The organism is Nocardia sp. NPDC051900 (assembly GCF_044452545.1).
Taxonomy (GTDB): Bacteria; Actinomycetota; Actinomycetes; order Mycobacteriales; family Mycobacteriaceae; genus Nocardia; species Nocardia sichangensis.
In genome coordinates this window covers 164,580-180,803 of record NZ_JBITBU010000013.1, presented here as the reverse complement: position 1 = coordinate 180,803, position 16,224 = coordinate 164,580, and the positions used below count along the sequence as shown (strand labels likewise).

The following is a 16,224-nucleotide window of genomic DNA, read 5'->3' as shown; positions in this document are numbered from 1 at the left end:
TGGTTACATTTCCGCAAACATTGCGACTCAACTAGGTCGAACCGAAGCAAAACGGGCCCTGACCAGACTGTTCGATGCTACTCCGCAGATCGCTTCAGTTGTCTGGCGAACGGCGCGCAACTTTACTACGCACCTTCGTTTTCGGGGCGGTAGGGGCAAGAACAAACCGGGTGTTCGGTAAAAGCTGGTTCGACAGGATCTATCGGTCGTCGACGGCTCGACGGCCGCTTCGCTCATCCACGCGGGTAGCAGATCGCCGCCGGAGGGCCGCGGCCAGCGCGGCGGCAGCCGTCAGGATAACGAAAACTCGCTCCGGCGCGGGCCCGATTCGTGTTGCGAGAGTGGTGTCGTTGCGCAACGGAAGCGCGGAGACCAGAGCCGCGGGCGCGAACAACGCCGATTCCTGCCGCACACTGCCGTCGGCGGCGATGACGGCGCTGACACCCGACGTGGCCGCGACGACCAGCGCTCTGCCGTGTTCGACGGCGCGAACGCGGGACATGGCCAGCTGCTGATAGGTCATCTCGCTGTCGCCGAAGGTCGCGTTGTTCGTCGGCACGGTGAGCAGTTGGGCGCCCGCGCGCATCGCGTCCTCGAACGAGCGATCGAAAGCGACCTCGTAGCACGTCGACACGCCGATGTCGATACCCGCCGCGTGCACAACTCCGTCACCATTTCCCGGTACGAAATACCCCGCCCGATCGGCGTATTCGGAGAAATGCCGGAAGAAACTCCGCATCGGCAGATACTCGCCGAAAGGCTGGATGATCTTCTTGTCGTGCCGGTCTCCCGGACCCGCCGCGCCGTTCCACACCATCACCGAGTTGGTCGTCGTCCGGTCCGGGTTGATCAGCACGGCGCCGACCAGAATGGGTGCGCCGATGCGCTCGGAGGCGGCGGTGATCAGGGCGGCGGCGTCGGCGTTGCGCAAAGGATCGATGTCGGAGGAGTTCTCCGGCCAGATCACCACATCCGGGCGCGGCGCGCGGCCCGCCGCCACCTCGTCGGCCAGTTCTTCGGTGCGCCGGACGTGATTGTCCAGCACGGCCCGCCGCTGTTCGTTGAATTCCAGTCCGAGGCGGGGCACGCTGCCCTGGATCGCCGCGACCGTGACCGTTCGGTCGCCCACGTCCGGATCTGGCAGAGCCGACCGGAGCAGCAGACCGCTGAGCGGCATGATCAAGACGGCGAAAGCCACAGCGGCGTATCCCAGTCGGGTCGCCGGGACGGGTCCGCTCACGGCGGTCGACTCGGGCGCGCCGTTCTCGGAGACCGTGGTTTCGCGCGCGTCATCCGTGGTACGCACCGACCACAACATAGAGACCAACGCGGCCAGCCCGGTTCCGGTGAGCGCGACGGCGAACCCGACCAGCGGGGCTCCACCGATCGCCGCCAGTGGCAGGAACCAGCCGTCGGCCTGACCGAAGGCCAAACGGCCCCAGGGAAAACCACCGAACGGGAAGCTGGACCTGCCCCACTCCGTCGCGGCCCAGGCCAGTGCCACCCACAGCGGCCAGCCGGGCAACGCGCCGACCAACCGCCCGAGCACGCCGAAGACGCCGAGGTAGACCGCGCAGGCGGTGGACAGCGCCAGCCACGGCAGCGGTCCGACGTAGATGCCGGTCCACGGCAGCAGCGGGACGAAAAACGCCAGCCCGGCCAGAAACCCGTAGCCGAAGCCCGCCCGCAGGCGGCCGTCGCCGCGTACGGTGAGCGTGAGCACCGCCACGCCCAAAGGGGCGAGAAACCACCACGGCCTGGGCGGGAAGCTGCCGAACAGCAACAAGCCCGCGACGACCGCCGCCACCGACCGCGTCGCCACCGGATGATCGCGCGCCACCGCGGACGCCTGCCGCACCGACGCGAGCATTCGCTCTCGCACCATTACTCGACCACCGTCCGCCACCGTGCGGGCCCTCGCCAGTCGGCGGTCGACAACCGAGCCGTCCATCGGTCCGAGTCCGTCCCACGCCGCTCGACAAATCTCGACCCAGCAATGGACGTGATGTTTATCACACGGAATATCAAGTCCGCCATGCTTCGAGTGCGCGCAGGCGACTCGCCCAACCGATCGACTCGCCCGGGGGCGTATTCACACCACACGGCCGACCGAGCGGAGGCGAGGCCCGGAAAACGGCGGATACTCGAGTCATCGGGTATCCATTTTTTCATCGCCGGGCCCCACTGAATCGTTAGCCGCCGCGTACGCGATATCGGTTCGCCGCTCGCGCTCCGTCGGACAGACCGCAGCGTTCCAGCCGGTGCTTGCGAAATCGCTAGCCGCCACGCTCGGTTATGCGGCTGGTTCTCGCACCGATCCGCGGTGGCGCGACGGTTCACCGGAGAGCGTCCGGCAAACGGAGAAGATGGAGTACTGGCACGCAGTGCCACATCGGACCGCCGTGGACGAACAGAGTGCACTCGGCAAGGGGTGTTGTTCGCCCGGCCCGAGCCGAGCCGCTCACGAGCCGCCCCGTGCACCCGAACGCCGGGCACGAGACGGCCGAGAACCGTCGCGGACTCCGCCATCACGCGCTCACTTCGCATAGATCGTCACTCCCCGGTGCACGGTGCGCAGGCACGTGGGCAGCGGCGCGCCCGGCTCCAGCGCGGGCAACCCAGGGACGCGCGACCGCGGGTCGGTGGACCAGCGCTGCACCGAGTCGGCGGCCGCGCTGACGACCAGTTCGCCGGCATCCCAGATCGCATAGGAGGCGGGCGCCCCGGGGACCAGTGTGCCCGCCACCCCGTCGCGAACTCCGCCCGCGCGCCACGCGCCTCGCGTTGCCGCGGCGAAGGCGGCCCGCGGGGACAGGGCGTGGCCGGGCGTGCGGTGCCCGGCGGCGGCACGCACCGCCGCCCACGGATCGAGCGCGGTGACCGGGGCGTCGGAACCGATCGCCAGGGCCACGCCCGCGGAGGCCATGGCGGCGAACGGGTTCAGCGCCGCGGCGCGCTCCGCGCCGAGCCGAGCCGCGTACATGCCGTCGGTTCCACCCCACGCGGCGTCGAATCCCGGCTGCACACTGGCGATCACGCCCCAGCGGGCCAGGCGGGAGATGTGCTCGGCATCGACGAGCTCGGCGTGTTCGACGCGATGCCCCAGCGCCGCGACGGCGGGACCGCCGAGTTCGGCGACCACCCGTTCGACACCGGCGACCACGGCATCCATGGCGGCGTCGCCGATCACGTGGAATCCGGCCTGGATGCCGGCGACGGTGCAGGCGCGGACGTGATTCGCGATCGCCTCGACATCGAGATAGCTTCGGCCGCAGCCGGATTCGTCGGCGTAGGGTGCGCGCAGCCACGCGGTGCGCGATCCGAAGGAGCCGTCGACGAACAGGTCGCCGCCGAGTGCGTGCACGCCGAGTTCATCGATCAGGGCGCGAGCCTGCTCGGCGCTGCGCACCGCCTCGCCCCAGTAGGCCCGCACCTGGACGCCGTGCTCGAATTCGAGCAGTTCGCGGACGTCATCGCGACCCGCGATCTCCGGTCCCGCGCATTCGTGGACCGCGACGACACCGCGCGCGGCGGCGTGGTCCAGTGCCGCGGCGCGCGCTCGATCCCGTTGTGCCCGAGTCAATCCGGCGAGCGCGGCGGCGCGCACCAAGTGGTGGGCGGCGGCACGCACGGGCTCGCCTCGGGTGAATCCGTCGGTCGCCGCCAGCCCGGGCAGCGCGTTCAGCAGCGCCGAGGACGCCACCGCGGAGTGCGCGTCCACGCGGGAGAGATAGACCTGCCTGCCCGCACCCGCCGCCGCGTCGATCTCCTCGACGGTGGGCGGCCGTCCCTCCGGCCAGGTGGTCTCGTCCCAGCCGTCACCCAGTACCGCGCTGTCGGGGTGCGCCTCGGCGAACTCCCGCAGCAGCCGCAGGCAGTGTTCGAGCGACCGGGCGGCCGACAGGTCGAGCCCGGTCAGCTTCAGGCCCAGCGCGGTGACGTGCACATGCGGATCGACGAACGCGGGCGCGACGAAGGCGCCGTGGAGGTCGACGATCTCGGCATCCGGATGCAGCGCCCGTCCGGGTTGCTCGGCGCCCAGCCAGACGACGGTTCCGTCGCTCACCGCCATCGCCGTGGCGTCGGGTGAACTGGCACTGTAGAAACGGCCGCCGATCAGCAACTGGGTACTCACGAGGCACCAGTCTGCCCCATGCCCGAACCGGCGGTTTCGGTCAGGCGTTCAGCACGGAGTGGCGGTCCAGATCCTCCGGTTGCGCGAGCACCGCCATCACCTCCGCGTATTCCGGCGGCGTACCGCCGGTTCTCCCGGCCGCCGCGGGCAAGCAGCCCGCCTCCACGGCGATCAGCTCCAGCCGCAGCGCCGCGGCCGTGAATCCGGAAATCGACTGTCCCGCAGCGGCGGCCGCTCGTTTCACCGCGGCGGCCAGCTCTTCGCTCACCGTCACGGTGAGTTGCTCGGTGGTCATCGCGTCACGATAGCCCTTCGCGGCGCGACACGGAACCGGGTGCGGCGAGTTCACTCAGGACGAGGGGATCGCGCGGCGCGCGTTGCCCTGACCGTCGTCGTACCACTGCCCCACGACGACGCCGTCCACCACGTCGCCGCCGTCGACGACCACCCCACGGTAAGGCGCGGTCGCGACCAGCTTGCCGAAGCGCCGTGCGGCGAAGGCCGCCAGCACTGGACGCGCCAGCAACCGCGTGGGCGGCAGCAGCAGGAGCAGACCGAACAGCGAGGTGACCAGGCCGGGTACGAACATCAGCACACCGCCCGCCGCGACCAGGGCGCCGTCCGCCACGGCGGTCCCTGGCGCCACTTCCCCGCGCGCGGCCCGGCGGAACTGCTCGAACACCCGCCGCCCCTGCGAACCGACCAGCAGCATTCCCGCTCCTGATCCGGCGATCAGCAGCAGAATGGTCGGCAACGCGCCGATCAGCTGACCGACCGTGACCAGCGCGGCGATTTCCACGACGACGTACAGCACGAACAACAAGGCGGGCATGGCGATCCTTTCGGACGATCTACCCCGGTCAACGTCTCGCGCCCGGTTTTTTCTCCGTGATTCGCCTGATAGGTCGCTGAGAGCCCGCGCCGTCATCCGCCCGGCCGCACCAGCCCGGTCTCGTAGGCGAGCACGACTGCCTGAACCCGATCGCGCAGACCGAGTTTGGTCAGCACCCGGCCCACGTGTGTCTTGACCGTGGCCTCCGAGAGGTACAACTGCTCGGCGATCTCCGCGTTGGAGCGGCCTGCCGCGATCTGCTCGAGCACTTCACGTTCGCGGGCGGTGAGCACATCGAGCACGCCCGGGTCGCGGGTGCGCGCCGGGTTCTCCGCGATGAGCCGGTCCAGCAGACGTTTGGTGACCTTCGGCGACACCACCGCGTCACCGGCGGCGACGCTGCGGATGGCCGAGACGAGATCCTCCGGCGGGGTGTCCTTCAACAGGAATCCGCTCGCCCCCGCCCGCAGCGCGCCGAGCGCGTGCTCGTCGAGATCGAAGGTCGTCATGACGAGCACCCGGCTGCCGTGCCCGGCCTCCACGATGCGGGTCGTGGCGACGACCCCGTCCACCACGGGCATCCGCACGTCCATCAGCACCACGTCGGGACGCAGTTCCGCCGCTGTGGTGACCGCGGCCGCGCCGTTGGCCGCCTCGCCGATCACTTCGATGTCCGGGTGCGCGCCGAGCACCATCTTCAATCCCATCCGCATGAGTTCCTGGTCATCGACGACGAGCACGGTGATCGGCACGTTCCCCAATGTAACGTGGCCGCTTCGCCGCGCCGGGCGGCAGTTGCGGCGCCGGTCTCGCCTATCGGTCGACATGGGCCGAATTCCACTGCCGCTCATTACTTTTCACGCAACGAGCGGCCGGGCGGCTCGTTCAGTCCGCCGGGTCGGAACGCAGCGGGATGCTGGCGTGCACCCGCCAGGCTCCGTCCGCGTGGCGGCCCGCGTCCAGGCTGCCGCCGAGCACGGCGACGCGTTCACGCATCCCCACCAAGCCGAGACCGCTGCCCTGGATGCGCGCGGCCGGTTCCGTCGGCGACGCCCCACCGGTGTCCGTGACGTCGATCAGCACGTCGGCATCGGTGCGGCGCACCCGCACCCACGCCTTCGGATGCGGCCCGGCATGCCGCAGCGTGTTGGTGAGCGATTCCTGCACGATGCGGTGCACGCCGAGACTGACCTCCGGCGCGATGTCGTCGAGTTCGCCGGTCAATTCCAGCTCGACGGCCAGGCCGGTGCCGCGCATCATCTCCACGACCTTGGCGATGCCCGCGGTGCCGTGCTGGGGCAACTGGTCGGGCGCGTGCTCCGTGCGCAGCAGGGCCACGGTTCTGCGCAGTTCGCGCAGCGCCTCCCGGCCGGTGCTCGCGATGGTGGCGAGCGCTTGCTCGGCCGCGTCCGGGTCGCGGCGCAGCGCGTACTTCGCCCCGTCGGCCTGCACGATGATCACACTCACCGCGTGGGCGACCACGTCGTGCAGTTCCCGCGCGATGCGGGTGCGTTCGGCCGCGACGGCGTCGTGCGCGCGACGCTCTTTGTCGTAGTCGGCGACCGCGAGCCGGGCCGCCACCTCGGCGTCGTAGGCGTGCCGCGCGCCGATGAACTCCGCGAGCGTCCAGCACAAGGCGTAGAACATGGCGGTGAACACGCTGTCGGACCCGGACGGCTTCCCGATCGCGACGATCGAGAGCACGAGATCCACCACCAGACCGAGCCCGTACCACAGTCCGTCCCGCCTGCCGACGTATGCGACCAGCGTGTACAGCATGATGCCGTGGGACAGCTGCGCGATGTGGTCCGCGTCGTCCTGGACCAGGAAGCCGACCAGCGTCTCGGTCAGCGACAACGCCAAAGTAGCCGCCGCCATGGCCCGGGGATACACCCGCCGCAGGGCGAGCGGCAGCGGAAGCAGCACCCCGATGGCCAGGTAGGCGAGCTTGTTGTGCGCGTTCCCCACCCCGATGATCTCGAGCAGCACGAAGATCGCCGCCAGCGCCGAGTCGGCCACGACGGGCTTGCCCCGGAGCCACAGACTGAAACGACGCACCGGATCAGAGTAGGTGGCCTCGGCACGCGGGCGACCCGGCCCAGCCGACGACTGCCCGTCCCCGGCAGCGGGCAGGGTCCGGATCCGCGGTCTGGTTGTCTGACCGGGTGGAGATCGGAGACTGGGCGGTTTTGTTGACAGCGGCGACGGCGGCGGGCTGGGTGGACGCGGTGGTGGGTGGCGGCGGGCTGATCGTGCTGCCGACGTTGTTCGTGGTGGCCCCATGGATCGCGCCGCAGACCGCGCTGGGCACCAACAAGCTCGCCGCGGTCGCGGGGACCAGCGCCTCGGTGCTGACCTTCGCTCGCAAGGTGCCGATGCGCTGGCGGGTGCTGCTGCCCGCGGCGGTGATCGCCGCGGGGGCGGCGGCACTGGGCGCGGCCGCGGTCTCGCTGATCGACCGGGAACTGTTCATTCCGATCGTCATGGTGGTGCTGGTCGGTGTCGCGGTGGTGGTCACGCTGCGTCCGTCGATCGGCGTCACCCTGGCCACGCATCCACCCACCAGGCGGAAGGTAGTCCTCACGGTGGCGTTGGCGGCCGGGTTGATCGGCTTCTACGACGGCTTGCTCGGGCCCGGCACCGGAACGTTCCTGATCATCACCTTCGCGACCCTGCTCGGGACCGAGTTCGTGCGGGCCGCCGCGATGGCGAAGGTGATCAACTGCGGCTCCAACCTCGGCGCTCTGCTCTTCTTCGGGGCGACCGGGCACATCCTCTTGGCACTCGGCGCGGGGATGGCCGTCGCGAATGTCCTCGGCGCCGTGGTCGGCGCGCGCATGGCGCTGCGGAAGGGCGCCGAGTTCGTCCGCGTCGTGCTACTGGTGGTGGTGATCGGGATGGTGATCCGCTTGGGCTGGCAGCAGTTCGGCTGATCAGCCCACCGGTTGGGGGTGCTGGGTGGCCAGCCACGGTTGCAGCACCCGCGAGGTGGTCTCGTGGATCTCGCGCTGCAGGCGCTCGCCGTCCTCGACTCCCGCCACCGGTCGCTGGAACAGCACCGTCAACGCACCCGACACCGCACCGACGACCGCGCCGACCAACGCGGCGGCGCCGACCTCGTCGAGCTCGGCGGGGAACGCCTTGTGCAACTGCCTGGCGATCTCGCGTTGGGTGACCAGCTGGGCGTGCGCGGCGCGGCCGCTCACCGCGGGCACCGTCCGCGACACCTGGGCGCGCAGCGCCCCGATCCGGGCATGGAGGTCGTCGACGAGATGCTCGCCGGGGTTGTCACCCGCCGCGCGCAGCCCGCGCAGCACGACCTCCACCGGCCGTTCGCCCGGACGCCTGCTGGCGATGGCCGCCACCGCGGCGCGCACCCGCTCGTCGGATTCCGGGAAGAGCAGCTCTTCCTTGCTCGCGAAATAGTTGAAGAACGTGCGTGTGCCGACGTCCGCCGCCGCGGCGATGTCGGCCACCGTGGTCTCCTCGTAGCCGCTCGTCTCGAACAGCTCGGCTGCGGCTTCCAGAATGGCTCGGCGGGTACGTTCGCGTTTACGGTCACGGAGGGCGGATGGCGGCACGCGGGCACAGTACGGCATCCGGCGAGCAACACGCGGTAAAGCCCGAGTGTCGCGCGCGCCGTTCACTCAGCGCCACTACGCATCGCGCGCGAATCGGCACCCGATGCGCTGTCGCACGGCGTGTGATCACCGCGCACCCGCGGCGAGACCGACTAGGTTGGTGCGGGTGAGCATCGCGACTTCCAGAGACGTGGACGCCGAGTTCCTCGGCCTGCCACTGGCCGCGCTCGCCGACGCCGCACTGGCCGCGGCCACGGCGGCCGGCGCCGAGCACGCAGACCTGCGGGTGCACCGCCAGGTGACCCAATCGATCCGGTTGCGCGACGGGCGCGTGGAGGCCGTCACCGACAGCACCGAACTCGGCTTCGCCGTGCGGGTGATCGTCGACGGCACATGGGGTTTCGCGTCGCACGCCGTGCTCACGCCCGGTACCGCCGCCGAAGTGGCGCGCACCGCCGTCACGGTCGCGACCACGCTGCGGGCACTCAACCGCGAACGCGTCGAGCTGGCCGACGAGCCGCGTTACGCCGACGCGCGCTGGGTGTCGGCCTACGACGTCGACCCGTTCGCCGTCCCGACCGGCGAGAAGGTCGCGCTGCTGCAGGACTATTCGGAGCGCCTGTCGCACGCCGACGGAGTGGATCACGTCACCGCGAGCGTGTTGCAGGTCAAGGAGCAGACCTTCTACGCCGACACCGCGGGCTCCTCGATCGTCCAGCAACGAGTGCGGCTGCACCCGAGCCTCGAAGCGATCACCGTGGACGCGTCGGCAGGTGTGTTCGAGACCATGCGCACGCTCGCCGCACCGGTGGGCCGCGGTTGGGAATACGTCACCGGGGCCGACGGCATGTGGGACTGGGACGGCGAACTGGCCCGGATTCCGGAGTGGCTGGCCGAGAAGGTGAAGGCGCCCAGCGTGCAGGCCGGGCCGACCGACCTCGTCATCGATCCGACCAACCTGTGGCTGACCATCCACGAATCCATCGGCCACGCCACCGAGTACGACCGCGCCATCGGCTACGAGTCCGCTTACGCGGGAACCTCGTTCGCCACTCCGGACCAGCTCGGGTCACTGCGTTACGGCACGCCGATCATGCACGTGACCGGCGACCGCACCGAGGCGCACGGGCTGGCCACGGTCGGCTACGACGACGAGGGCGTCGCCGGGCAGCGCTGGGATCTGGTCCGCGACGGCATCCTGGTCGGCTATCAACTGGACCGGGTGTTCGCGCCGCGCCTCGGCCTGGAGCGGTCCAACGGCTGCTCGTACGCGGATTCGGCGCATCACGTGCCGATCCAGCGCATGGCCAACGTGTCACTGCAACCGGATCCCGACCGCGACACCAGCACCGAGGAACTCATCTCCCGGGTGGACGACGGCCTCTACATCGTCGGCGACCGGTCCTGGTCGATCGACATGCAGCGCTACAACTTCCAGTTCACCGGCCAGCGGTTCTTCCGCATCCGCGGCGGCAAGCTCGACGGCCAGGTGCGCGATGTCGCCTACCAGGCCACCACCACCGACTTCTGGGGCGCGATGGAAGCGGTCGGCGGGCCGTCGACCTGGCAGCTCGGCGGCGCGTTCAACTGCGGGAAAGCGCAGCCGGGCCAGGTCGCCGCGGTCAGCCACGGCTGCCCGTCGGTCCTGGTGCGCGGCGTCAACATTCTCAACACCCGGACGGAGGCAGGCCAGTGAGCGACGATCTGTTCCCCGCCGGCGTGACCGTGGAGCGCGCGCTGGCGCTGTCGCGCGCCGACGAGGCCATGGTGATCGTCCGTGACGAGCACGAGGCGTCACTGCGCTGGGCGGGCAACTCCATGACCACCAACGGCTCGTCGGTGTCGCGCAAATGGGCGGTGATCTCGGTGTTCCGCGAGGGGCCCACGCTGGCCCGCGTCGGCACCATCGCCTCGTCCAGCGTCGACCCCGACGACACCGAGGCCGTCGTGCGCGCCAGCGAGGAGGCCGCGCGCGGCGCCGAACCCGCGCGCGACGCGATGCCGCTGCTGGTGCCCGACACCGTCGACCACGACTGGGCCGCCCCGGCGACCGGCACCGGCATAGAGGTGTTCACCGATCTGGCCGAGGGCCTGTCCGCCGGATTCGACAGCGCCGACCGCCTCTACGGCTTCGCCCATCACCAGATGCACACCACCTGGCTGGGCACCTCGACCGGCATCCGGCGCCGCTTCGTGCAACCCACCGGTTCGGTGGAGATCAACGGCAAACGCGGCGAGGGCGCGGATCTGGCCAGCGCGTGGGTCGGGGTGGGTACCGCGGACTTCACCGACGTCGACGTATCCGGCTTGCTCGCGGACCTTTCCCGCCGCCTGGACTGGGCCAAGCGCAAGGTCGAGCTGCCAGCGGGCCGCTACGAGACGCTGCTGCCGCCCTCCACCGTGGCCGACCTGATGATCTACCTGGCCTGGTCGATGGAGGGCAGGGGCGCGCAGGAAGGCCACACGGCGTTCGCGCGAGCGGGCGGGACCCGGGTCGGCGAGCGACTGAGCGATATCCCGCTCACGCTCTACTCCGATCCGCACGCGCACGGACTGGAATACCAGCCGTTCGTGGCGGCGACCGCGTCGTCGGAATCGATGTCGGTGTTCGACAACGGCCTGACCGCGGAGCGCGTCGACTGGCTGCGCGACGGCGTGATCTCCGCGCTGATCTATCCGCGCGCCACCGCCGCCGAGTTCGACGCACCCGCCACGGTTCCCGGCGGCAATCTGCTGCTCACCGGCGGTTCCGACGCCACGATCGACGACATGATCGCGCGTACCGAGCGCGGCTTGCTGCTGACCACCCTGTGGTACATCCGTGAGGTCGATCCGGCGACGCTGCTGCTCACCGGTCTCACCAGGGACGGGGTGTATCTCGTCGAGAACGGCGAGGTCACCGCCGCGGTGAACAACTTCCGGTTCAACGAGAGCCCGCTGGATGTGCTCCGGCGGGTGAGCGAGGCGGGCGCCACCGAGCTCACGCTGCCGCGGGAATGGAAGGACTGGTTCACCCGGACCGCGATGCCGCCCCTGCGGATTCCGGACTTCCACATGTCGTCGGTCAGCCAGGCGACCTGAGCGCGGCGGGTCAGGCCGCGAGGTCGATCTCGATGCCGATGGTTCCGGACTTGCCGCGCCGCAGGTTGCTGCCGAGGATGACGAGGGGACCGGTGAGCCAGTACTTGCGCCGCAGCAGCTTGCGGACCCGCTCCGTGCCCTCGGCATCGAGGATCCGTCCGGTTCCTTCGACCACCGCGCCGTGCGGCTTGCCGGTCGCGCTGCACGGTTGCACGCTGACCGCCGGATTGCGGCGCAAGCGCTTGACCTTCCAGCTGTCGGTCACGGTCCAAACGTACAGTTTGCCGTTCTCGGACACCGCCCACACCGCGGTGCCGACGGGCGATCCGTCCTTGCGAAAGGTGGTCAGCAGTACGTAGTCGGCCTTGGCGACGGCGTCCAGCGAATTCGTCATGCGGGCAGCGTATCCCGCATCCAGGTGCGGTGAGCGACGCGGGAAAGGCGCGGGTTCGTGCCGGACATTCACTCCGGCAGTCGGTACTCCCCCGCTTCCAGACGCGCCAGTACTCCGTCGGTCCACTTCGACAGGTTCTCGAACACGCCACTCCACAGCTCCAGCAGATCGGTCGCGTGCGGCGCTTCGTACCGCCCGGGAAAGTCCGGGATCATGGCGAGCAGGTCGGCGCGCACTTCCTCGCTGCGGCGGCGCTGTTCCCGCAATTTCGCGATGACGTGCGCCCTTGGCAGCGCGTCCATGAAGGCGATGGCAGCGCCCAGTTCCTCCATATCGATGCTGACCAGCGCCTCGTCCATGAGCCCGCGGAACTCGGCCTCTCCCGCCTCGGTCAGCTCGAACAGCGTGCGCCCAGGGCCCTGGTCGCTGGTCTGGGTGCCGAACGCGCTCAGCTTGCCCTCGCGGGTGAGCTGCTTGAGAGCGTGATAGATCGAGCCGGGCTTGACGTTCGTCCAGGTTTCGGCCCGCCAGGACAGCAACTCCTGACGCACCGCGTAGCCGTGCACGGGCTGACGCAGGCGCATCACCCCCAGCACGAGCAGGCGCACCACCGACATCGCGAACTCCTTCCGCTCCGAGATCGCATGGTAGTCAAGTTTGACTTCCGGCGAAAACCATCGCTACGCTCACCTAGTCAAAATTGACTACCGCAGGTAAATGGGAGTTTTCATGGCCGACACGGCGGTACCGCAACTCTGGACCGGCGACCTGACCGACACGCTCGACTTCTACCGGACGCTGGGCTACACGGTGACCCATGAGCAGACCCGTCCCTACGTCTACGGAGCGGTGGAGGACCACGGTTGCGCCCTGCACTTCGTGCCCGCGCCGAAGGACTCCGACATCCCCGCCGAACGCGCAGGCTGCCTCGTGATGGTCGACGACGTCGCGAGCAGGCATCGAGCCTTCTCCGCGGCGCTGCGCAGCCGCTACGGCAAGATCCCCGCCAAGGGCCTGCCCCGGATCACCCGCTTCCGGCCGGGGCAGTCCCGGTTCACCGTCATCGATCCGGCGGGCAACCAGGTGATCTACATCCAGCGCGACGAACCCCCGAAGGTGGAGTACGGCGGATCGAAGGAGCTGGACGGGCTGTCCAGAGTGCTGGACAACGCCCGCATCCTGCGCGATTTCAAGACCGACGACAAGGCCGCGTTCCGCGTGCTCGAGGTCGGTCTCCGCCGGTTCCGCAGCGAAGCGCCCCGGCTCGACGTGGCGCGGGCACTGGCGGCGCTCGCCGAACTCGCCGTCGCGACCGGCGACCCCGGCGGAGCCGATGGATTCCGGGCGGAGTTGCGCGCGATGGAACTGTCCGCCGAGGAACGCGCGTACATCGCCGACGACTTACGCGCCTCCGACGACCTGTCTTCCTGGCTGTCGGAGACTTAGACCCTCACGCCGCGGTCAGCACCTGTGGCCCGTCCGGCGTGATCGCGATGGTGTGCTCGGAGTGCGCGGTGCGGGAGCCGTCCGCCGAACGGATGGTCCAGCCATCCGGATCGGTGACGATGCGGTCGGTGGTGCGCGCGAACCACGGTTCGATCGCGATGGTGAGTCCGGGGCGCAACCGATAGCCGCGCCCCGGGCGGCCGTCGTTGGGCACGTGCGGGTCCTCGTGCATGGTGCGGCCGAGGCCGTGACCGCCGAATTCGGTGTTCACCGGATAGCCGTACGCCCGCGCCACCTCGGCGATGGCGGCGGAGATGTCGCCGATCCGGTTGCCCGGCACCGCGACCGTGATCGCCGCGGCCAGCGCCTCCTCGGTCGCCCGCACCAGCCGAACGTCCTCCTCCGCGGCCGAGCCGACCACGACCGTGGTCGCCGCGTCCGCGACCCAGCCTTCGATGCCGACCGCGAGGTCCATGGTCAGCACGTCGCCGTCGCGCAAGGCATAGTCGAACGGAAGTCCGTGCAGCACAGCGTCGTTCACCGACAGGCAGACGGTATTGCGAAACGGTCCTCGCCCGAACGAGGGCGCGTAGTCCCAGTAGCAGGACTGGGCTCCGCGCGCGCGGATGCGTTCTCGGACGCGGGCTTCCAGGTCGAGCAGGTTCACCCCTACCCGCGCCCGGTCGCGCAACTCGGCGAGCACGTCTGCGACGAAGCGCCCCGCCACTCGCATCCGCGCGATCTCCGCGGGGCTCTTCAACTCGACCATCATTCCTCCAGTGCGCCGGTATTTTAATACCACCCTAACTGCGCCGGTATTTTAATACCAATCCGTCTTGCGACCTCGCACTGCCGTCCGTAGCCTGAGCGCATGGTCCGCCTCCCGTTGACCCCCGCGCAGATCGAGTCGGGTCGCCGCTTGGGCGCCGCCCTGCGCGCGGCCCGCGCGAACCGCGAACTCACCGACGTCGCCCACGCCGCCGGGATCTCACCGGAGACGCTGCGCAAGATCGAGACCGGACGGTTGCCCTCGCCTGCTTTCGGCACCGTGGTGGCATTGGCACAGGCGCTCTCGATCCCGCTCGACGATCTCGCGGACATCTGGCGCTCGGCCGGTCTCGCCGAATCCGCTTAGGCCGGATCGACTGTCGCCTTCGGAGCGATCGCGATCCCGACGGACGCGTTCGCGCCGCGCAGCAGCTTGTGCCCGCGAATGGCGAGCTTGCCGATGATCCCGTACTTGTCCGCGACCACATCGCGCACGCGCTGGGTGCCGTCCGCGTCCAGAATGCGCGCGCTGCCCGGCAGGACCTCCGCCGCCGTCGGTCGGCCGCGCCCGTCGCAGACCTGCAGCGTGACGTCCGGATTGCGGCGGATCCGCTTGACCTTCCAGGTCTCGGGATTGGTCCACACGACGATCCGGTCACCATCCGGAGCCACCCACACGGGTGTGCCCACCGGCGTCCCGTCCTTCTTGAAGGTGGTCAGCCGCACGTATTTGCTCTGGCTCATCTCGTTCCACGTCATAGGGCAACGGTAGGCCCGCGCGACGGCGGCGACATCCGACCGCAGGACGGTTCGCGATTACGTGTATGGGCGTAGGTGGCGGCAACCGTGTCCGCCGAGCCGCCGCCACAATTCGTATGTTGCTCACCACCAGCCGGTGGCGAATTGCAGCGCGAGGCTGGAGATTCCGAGGATGACGGAGAGGATGCCGCCGAAGATCAGGGGGCGATGGCCTGCGGTGCGTAGGCGCTGCGGCGTGAGGGTGGCGCCGACGGCGGCCAGGACGGCGGCGATCAGCCAGGCGCTCACATGGCTCAGGGCGGTCGTCCACGAGGGCCGGATCACGCCGGTGGCGGCGAGGGCCGACGCGGCGAGGAACAGCACCACGAACAGCGGAATGGTGCGCCACAGTGGCGTGACGCCGGAATCGCGCCGGGCTCCGAAGTGCAATCCGACGCACAGCGGGACGATCGCCAGGCTGCGCACCAGCTTGACGATGACGGCGAAATGCGCGGCGGCGGATCCGAACGCCACGCCGGCGGCGAGCACCGAGGACGTGTCGTTGATGGCGGTGCCCGCCCACAAGCCGAATGCCTGCTCGGACATGCCGAGCAGGTGGCCAAGCGGCGGATAGACCAGCACCGCGACGACATTGAAGACGAAGATGGTGCCGAGTGCGTAGGCGGCCCGCTCGCGGTCGGGCTTGATGACCGCCGTGGCGGCGGCGATGGCGGAGGCCCCGCAGATGGTGGTGCCCACCGCCACCAGGATGGCGGAATCCCGGTCCAGGGCCAGCAGCCTGCCGACGACCAGCGCGGCCAGGGCGCCGACGAGCAATGTGCCGATCAGTACGACTATCGTGCCGCGGCCCACGCCGACCACCGCGCCGACGGGCAACCCGAGACCGAGCAGGACGATGGCGGCGCCGAGCAATCGTTGCTGCGCCGAGGCCAACCCGGGAGTGAATCGCTCGCTCCCCGTGCGGCGTGCGAAAACACCGAACATCGCGCCACCGGCCAGGGCGAGCACGGGCACGCCGAGGACGGGCCACACCGCGCCCAGGAAAGTCGCGGCGGTGGCGAGCACCGCTGCCACCAGAAGGCCGGGCCCGTGCCGGCGAAGATGCGTCATTTCGACAACGATCGCGGCAAACGATCTGTCCGGGTAGCCGTCGGGACGACAGCACCTCATAAGCCGCGCTGATGGGGCAGGGAATGCCGCGCCATCGCAGCAGGCTCATAATCTGCCC

17 protein-coding genes are annotated in these 16,224 nt (G+C 69.8%); 5 read left to right on the top strand and 12 right to left on the bottom strand.

All coding sequences use genetic code 11. From position 1 onward, the window contains the following. Positions 1–199 precede the first annotated feature (199 nt). From lnt to ACIA5H_RS23085, 6 genes are all read right to left on the bottom strand, one after another. Entirely contained in the window at positions 200–1,870 is a 1,671-nt protein-coding gene (lnt, locus tag ACIA5H_RS23110; RefSeq protein WP_397077337.1) for an apolipoprotein N-acyltransferase, read from the bottom strand. Positions 1,871–2,536: 666 nt separating this feature from the next. Further along, positions 2,537–4,135: an amidohydrolase gene (locus tag ACIA5H_RS23105; RefSeq protein ID WP_397077308.1), complete on the bottom strand. Its 1,599-nt coding sequence runs from the start codon at positions 4,133–4,135 to the stop codon at positions 2,537–2,539. A gap of 40 nt (positions 4,136–4,175) precedes the next feature. Further along, entirely contained in the window at positions 4,176–4,430 is a 255-nt protein-coding gene (locus ACIA5H_RS23100) for a hypothetical protein (protein ID WP_356962121.1), read from the bottom strand. 54 nt (positions 4,431–4,484) lie between these two features. After that, positions 4,485–4,967, bottom strand: coding sequence for an FxsA family protein (locus tag ACIA5H_RS23095; RefSeq protein WP_355077651.1), 483 nt, complete (start codon positions 4,965–4,967; stop codon positions 4,485–4,487). A 92-nt stretch (positions 4,968–5,059) separates the two neighbouring features. Next, complete coding sequence (locus tag ACIA5H_RS23090; protein ID WP_039798341.1) at positions 5,060–5,719, bottom strand: response regulator transcription factor; 660 nt, start codon at positions 5,717–5,719, stop codon at positions 5,060–5,062. Between the two features lie 133 nt (positions 5,720–5,852). Then, positions 5,853–7,025: a sensor histidine kinase gene (locus ACIA5H_RS23085; RefSeq protein WP_397077307.1), complete on the bottom strand. Its 1,173-nt coding sequence runs from the start codon at positions 7,023–7,025 to the stop codon at positions 5,853–5,855. A gap of 107 nt (positions 7,026–7,132) precedes the next feature. Between ACIA5H_RS23085 and ACIA5H_RS23080 the strand changes: the two genes are divergently transcribed. Next, positions 7,133–7,900 carry a TSUP family transporter gene (locus ACIA5H_RS23080; RefSeq protein WP_355077647.1) on the top strand — a complete coding sequence of 256 codons (768 nt, stop codon included), beginning with the start codon at positions 7,133–7,135 and terminating at the stop codon, positions 7,898–7,900. Here ACIA5H_RS23080 and ACIA5H_RS23075 read toward each other — a convergent pair whose 3' ends face one another. Further along, positions 7,901–8,548 carry a TetR family transcriptional regulator gene (locus ACIA5H_RS23075; protein WP_356962114.1) on the bottom strand — a complete coding sequence of 216 codons (648 nt, stop codon included), beginning with the start codon at positions 8,546–8,548 and terminating at the stop codon, positions 7,901–7,903. 166 nt (positions 8,549–8,714) lie between these two features. Here ACIA5H_RS23075 and ACIA5H_RS23070 point away from each other — a divergent pair, with 166 nt between their 5' ends. Both ACIA5H_RS23070 and ACIA5H_RS23065 read left to right on the top strand, forming a co-directional pair. Beyond that, a complete protein-coding gene (locus tag ACIA5H_RS23070; RefSeq protein WP_397077306.1) occupies positions 8,715–10,244 on the top strand; it encodes a TldD/PmbA family protein in 1,530 nt (509 codons plus the stop codon). 68 nt (positions 10,245–10,312) lie between these two features. Then, positions 10,313–11,629 carry a metallopeptidase TldD-related protein gene (locus tag ACIA5H_RS23065; RefSeq protein WP_397077336.1) on the top strand — a complete coding sequence of 439 codons (1,317 nt, stop codon included), beginning with the start codon at positions 10,313–10,315 and terminating at the stop codon, positions 11,627–11,629. Between the two features lie 10 nt (positions 11,630–11,639). On the opposite strand, the gene ACIA5H_RS23060 is transcribed toward ACIA5H_RS23065, so the two are convergent. Next, a complete protein-coding gene (locus tag ACIA5H_RS23060; RefSeq protein WP_397077305.1) occupies positions 11,640–12,023 on the bottom strand; it encodes a PPOX class F420-dependent oxidoreductase in 384 nt (127 codons plus the stop codon). A 68-nt stretch (positions 12,024–12,091) separates the two neighbouring features. Then, entirely contained in the window at positions 12,092–12,640 is a 549-nt protein-coding gene (locus ACIA5H_RS23055; protein ID WP_355077641.1) for a helix-turn-helix transcriptional regulator, read from the bottom strand. A 112-nt stretch (positions 12,641–12,752) separates the two neighbouring features. Between ACIA5H_RS23055 and ACIA5H_RS23050 the strand changes: the two genes are divergently transcribed. Then, the gene (locus tag ACIA5H_RS23050; RefSeq protein ID WP_397077304.1) at positions 12,753–13,469 is read left to right on the top strand and encodes a glyoxalase; all 717 of its coding nucleotides are present in this window, start codon (positions 12,753–12,755) and stop codon (positions 13,467–13,469) included. 4 nt (positions 13,470–13,473) lie between these two features. Here the strand turns inward: ACIA5H_RS23050 and map are convergent, their stop codons facing one another. Beyond that, on the bottom strand, positions 13,474–14,238 hold the full coding sequence (gene map / locus ACIA5H_RS23045; RefSeq protein WP_397077335.1) for a type I methionyl aminopeptidase: 765 nt from the start codon (positions 14,236–14,238) through the stop codon (positions 13,474–13,476). 102 nt (positions 14,239–14,340) lie between these two features. Between map and ACIA5H_RS23040 the strand changes: the two genes are divergently transcribed. Next, positions 14,341–14,604 carry a helix-turn-helix transcriptional regulator gene (locus ACIA5H_RS23040; protein WP_356962109.1) on the top strand — a complete coding sequence of 88 codons (264 nt, stop codon included), beginning with the start codon at positions 14,341–14,343 and terminating at the stop codon, positions 14,602–14,604. On the opposite strand, the gene ACIA5H_RS23035 is transcribed toward ACIA5H_RS23040, so the two are convergent. Together ACIA5H_RS23035 and ACIA5H_RS23030 are read right to left on the bottom strand one after the other, a co-directional pair. Then, positions 14,601–14,996 (bottom strand): PPOX class F420-dependent oxidoreductase, encoded by a 396-nt coding sequence (locus ACIA5H_RS23035; RefSeq protein WP_356962108.1) that lies wholly within the window; start codon positions 14,994–14,996, stop codon positions 14,601–14,603. The genes ACIA5H_RS23040 and ACIA5H_RS23035 overlap by 4 nt on opposite strands. A gap of 123 nt (positions 14,997–15,119) precedes the next feature. Further along, positions 15,120–16,106, bottom strand: a complete 987-nt coding sequence (locus ACIA5H_RS23030; RefSeq protein ID WP_397077303.1) for a YeiH family protein — start codon at positions 16,104–16,106, stop codon at positions 15,120–15,122. Positions 16,107–16,224 lie beyond the last annotated feature (118 nt).

What these genes read in the sequence shown, in the direction of transcription:
- lnt (WP_397077337.1), bottom strand. Translation starts at nt 1,870, where the DNA reads ATGCTCGCGTCGGTGCGGCAGGCGTCCGCGGTGGCGCGCGATCATCCG.
- ACIA5H_RS23100 (WP_356962121.1), bottom strand. Translation starts at nt 4,430, where the DNA reads ATGACCACCGAGCAACTCACCGTGACGGTGAGCGAAGAGCTGGCCGCC.
- ACIA5H_RS23095 (WP_355077651.1), bottom strand. Translation starts at nt 4,967, where the DNA reads ATGCCCGCCTTGTTGTTCGTGCTGTACGTCGTCGTGGAAATCGCCGCG.
- ACIA5H_RS23065 (WP_397077336.1), top strand. Translation starts at nt 10,313, where the DNA reads ATGGTGATCGTCCGTGACGAGCACGAGGCGTCACTGCGCTGGGCGGGC.
- ACIA5H_RS23060 (WP_397077305.1), bottom strand. Translation starts at nt 12,023, where the DNA reads ATGACGAATTCGCTGGACGCCGTCGCCAAGGCCGACTACGTACTGCTG.
- ACIA5H_RS23055 (WP_355077641.1), bottom strand. Translation starts at nt 12,640, where the DNA reads ATGTCGGTGGTGCGCCTGCTCGTGCTGGGGGTGATGCGCCTGCGTCAG.
- ACIA5H_RS23050 (WP_397077304.1), top strand. Translation starts at nt 12,753, where the DNA reads ATGGCCGACACGGCGGTACCGCAACTCTGGACCGGCGACCTGACCGAC.
- map (WP_397077335.1), bottom strand. Translation starts at nt 14,238, where the DNA reads ATGGTCGAGTTGAAGAGCCCCGCGGAGATCGCGCGGATGCGAGTGGCG.
- ACIA5H_RS23040 (WP_356962109.1), top strand. Translation starts at nt 14,341, where the DNA reads ATGGTCCGCCTCCCGTTGACCCCCGCGCAGATCGAGTCGGGTCGCCGC.
- ACIA5H_RS23035 (WP_356962108.1), bottom strand. Translation starts at nt 14,996, where the DNA reads ATGACGTGGAACGAGATGAGCCAGAGCAAATACGTGCGGCTGACCACC.
- ACIA5H_RS23030 (WP_397077303.1), bottom strand. Translation starts at nt 16,106, where the DNA reads ATGACGCATCTTCGCCGGCACGGGCCCGGCCTTCTGGTGGCAGCGGTG.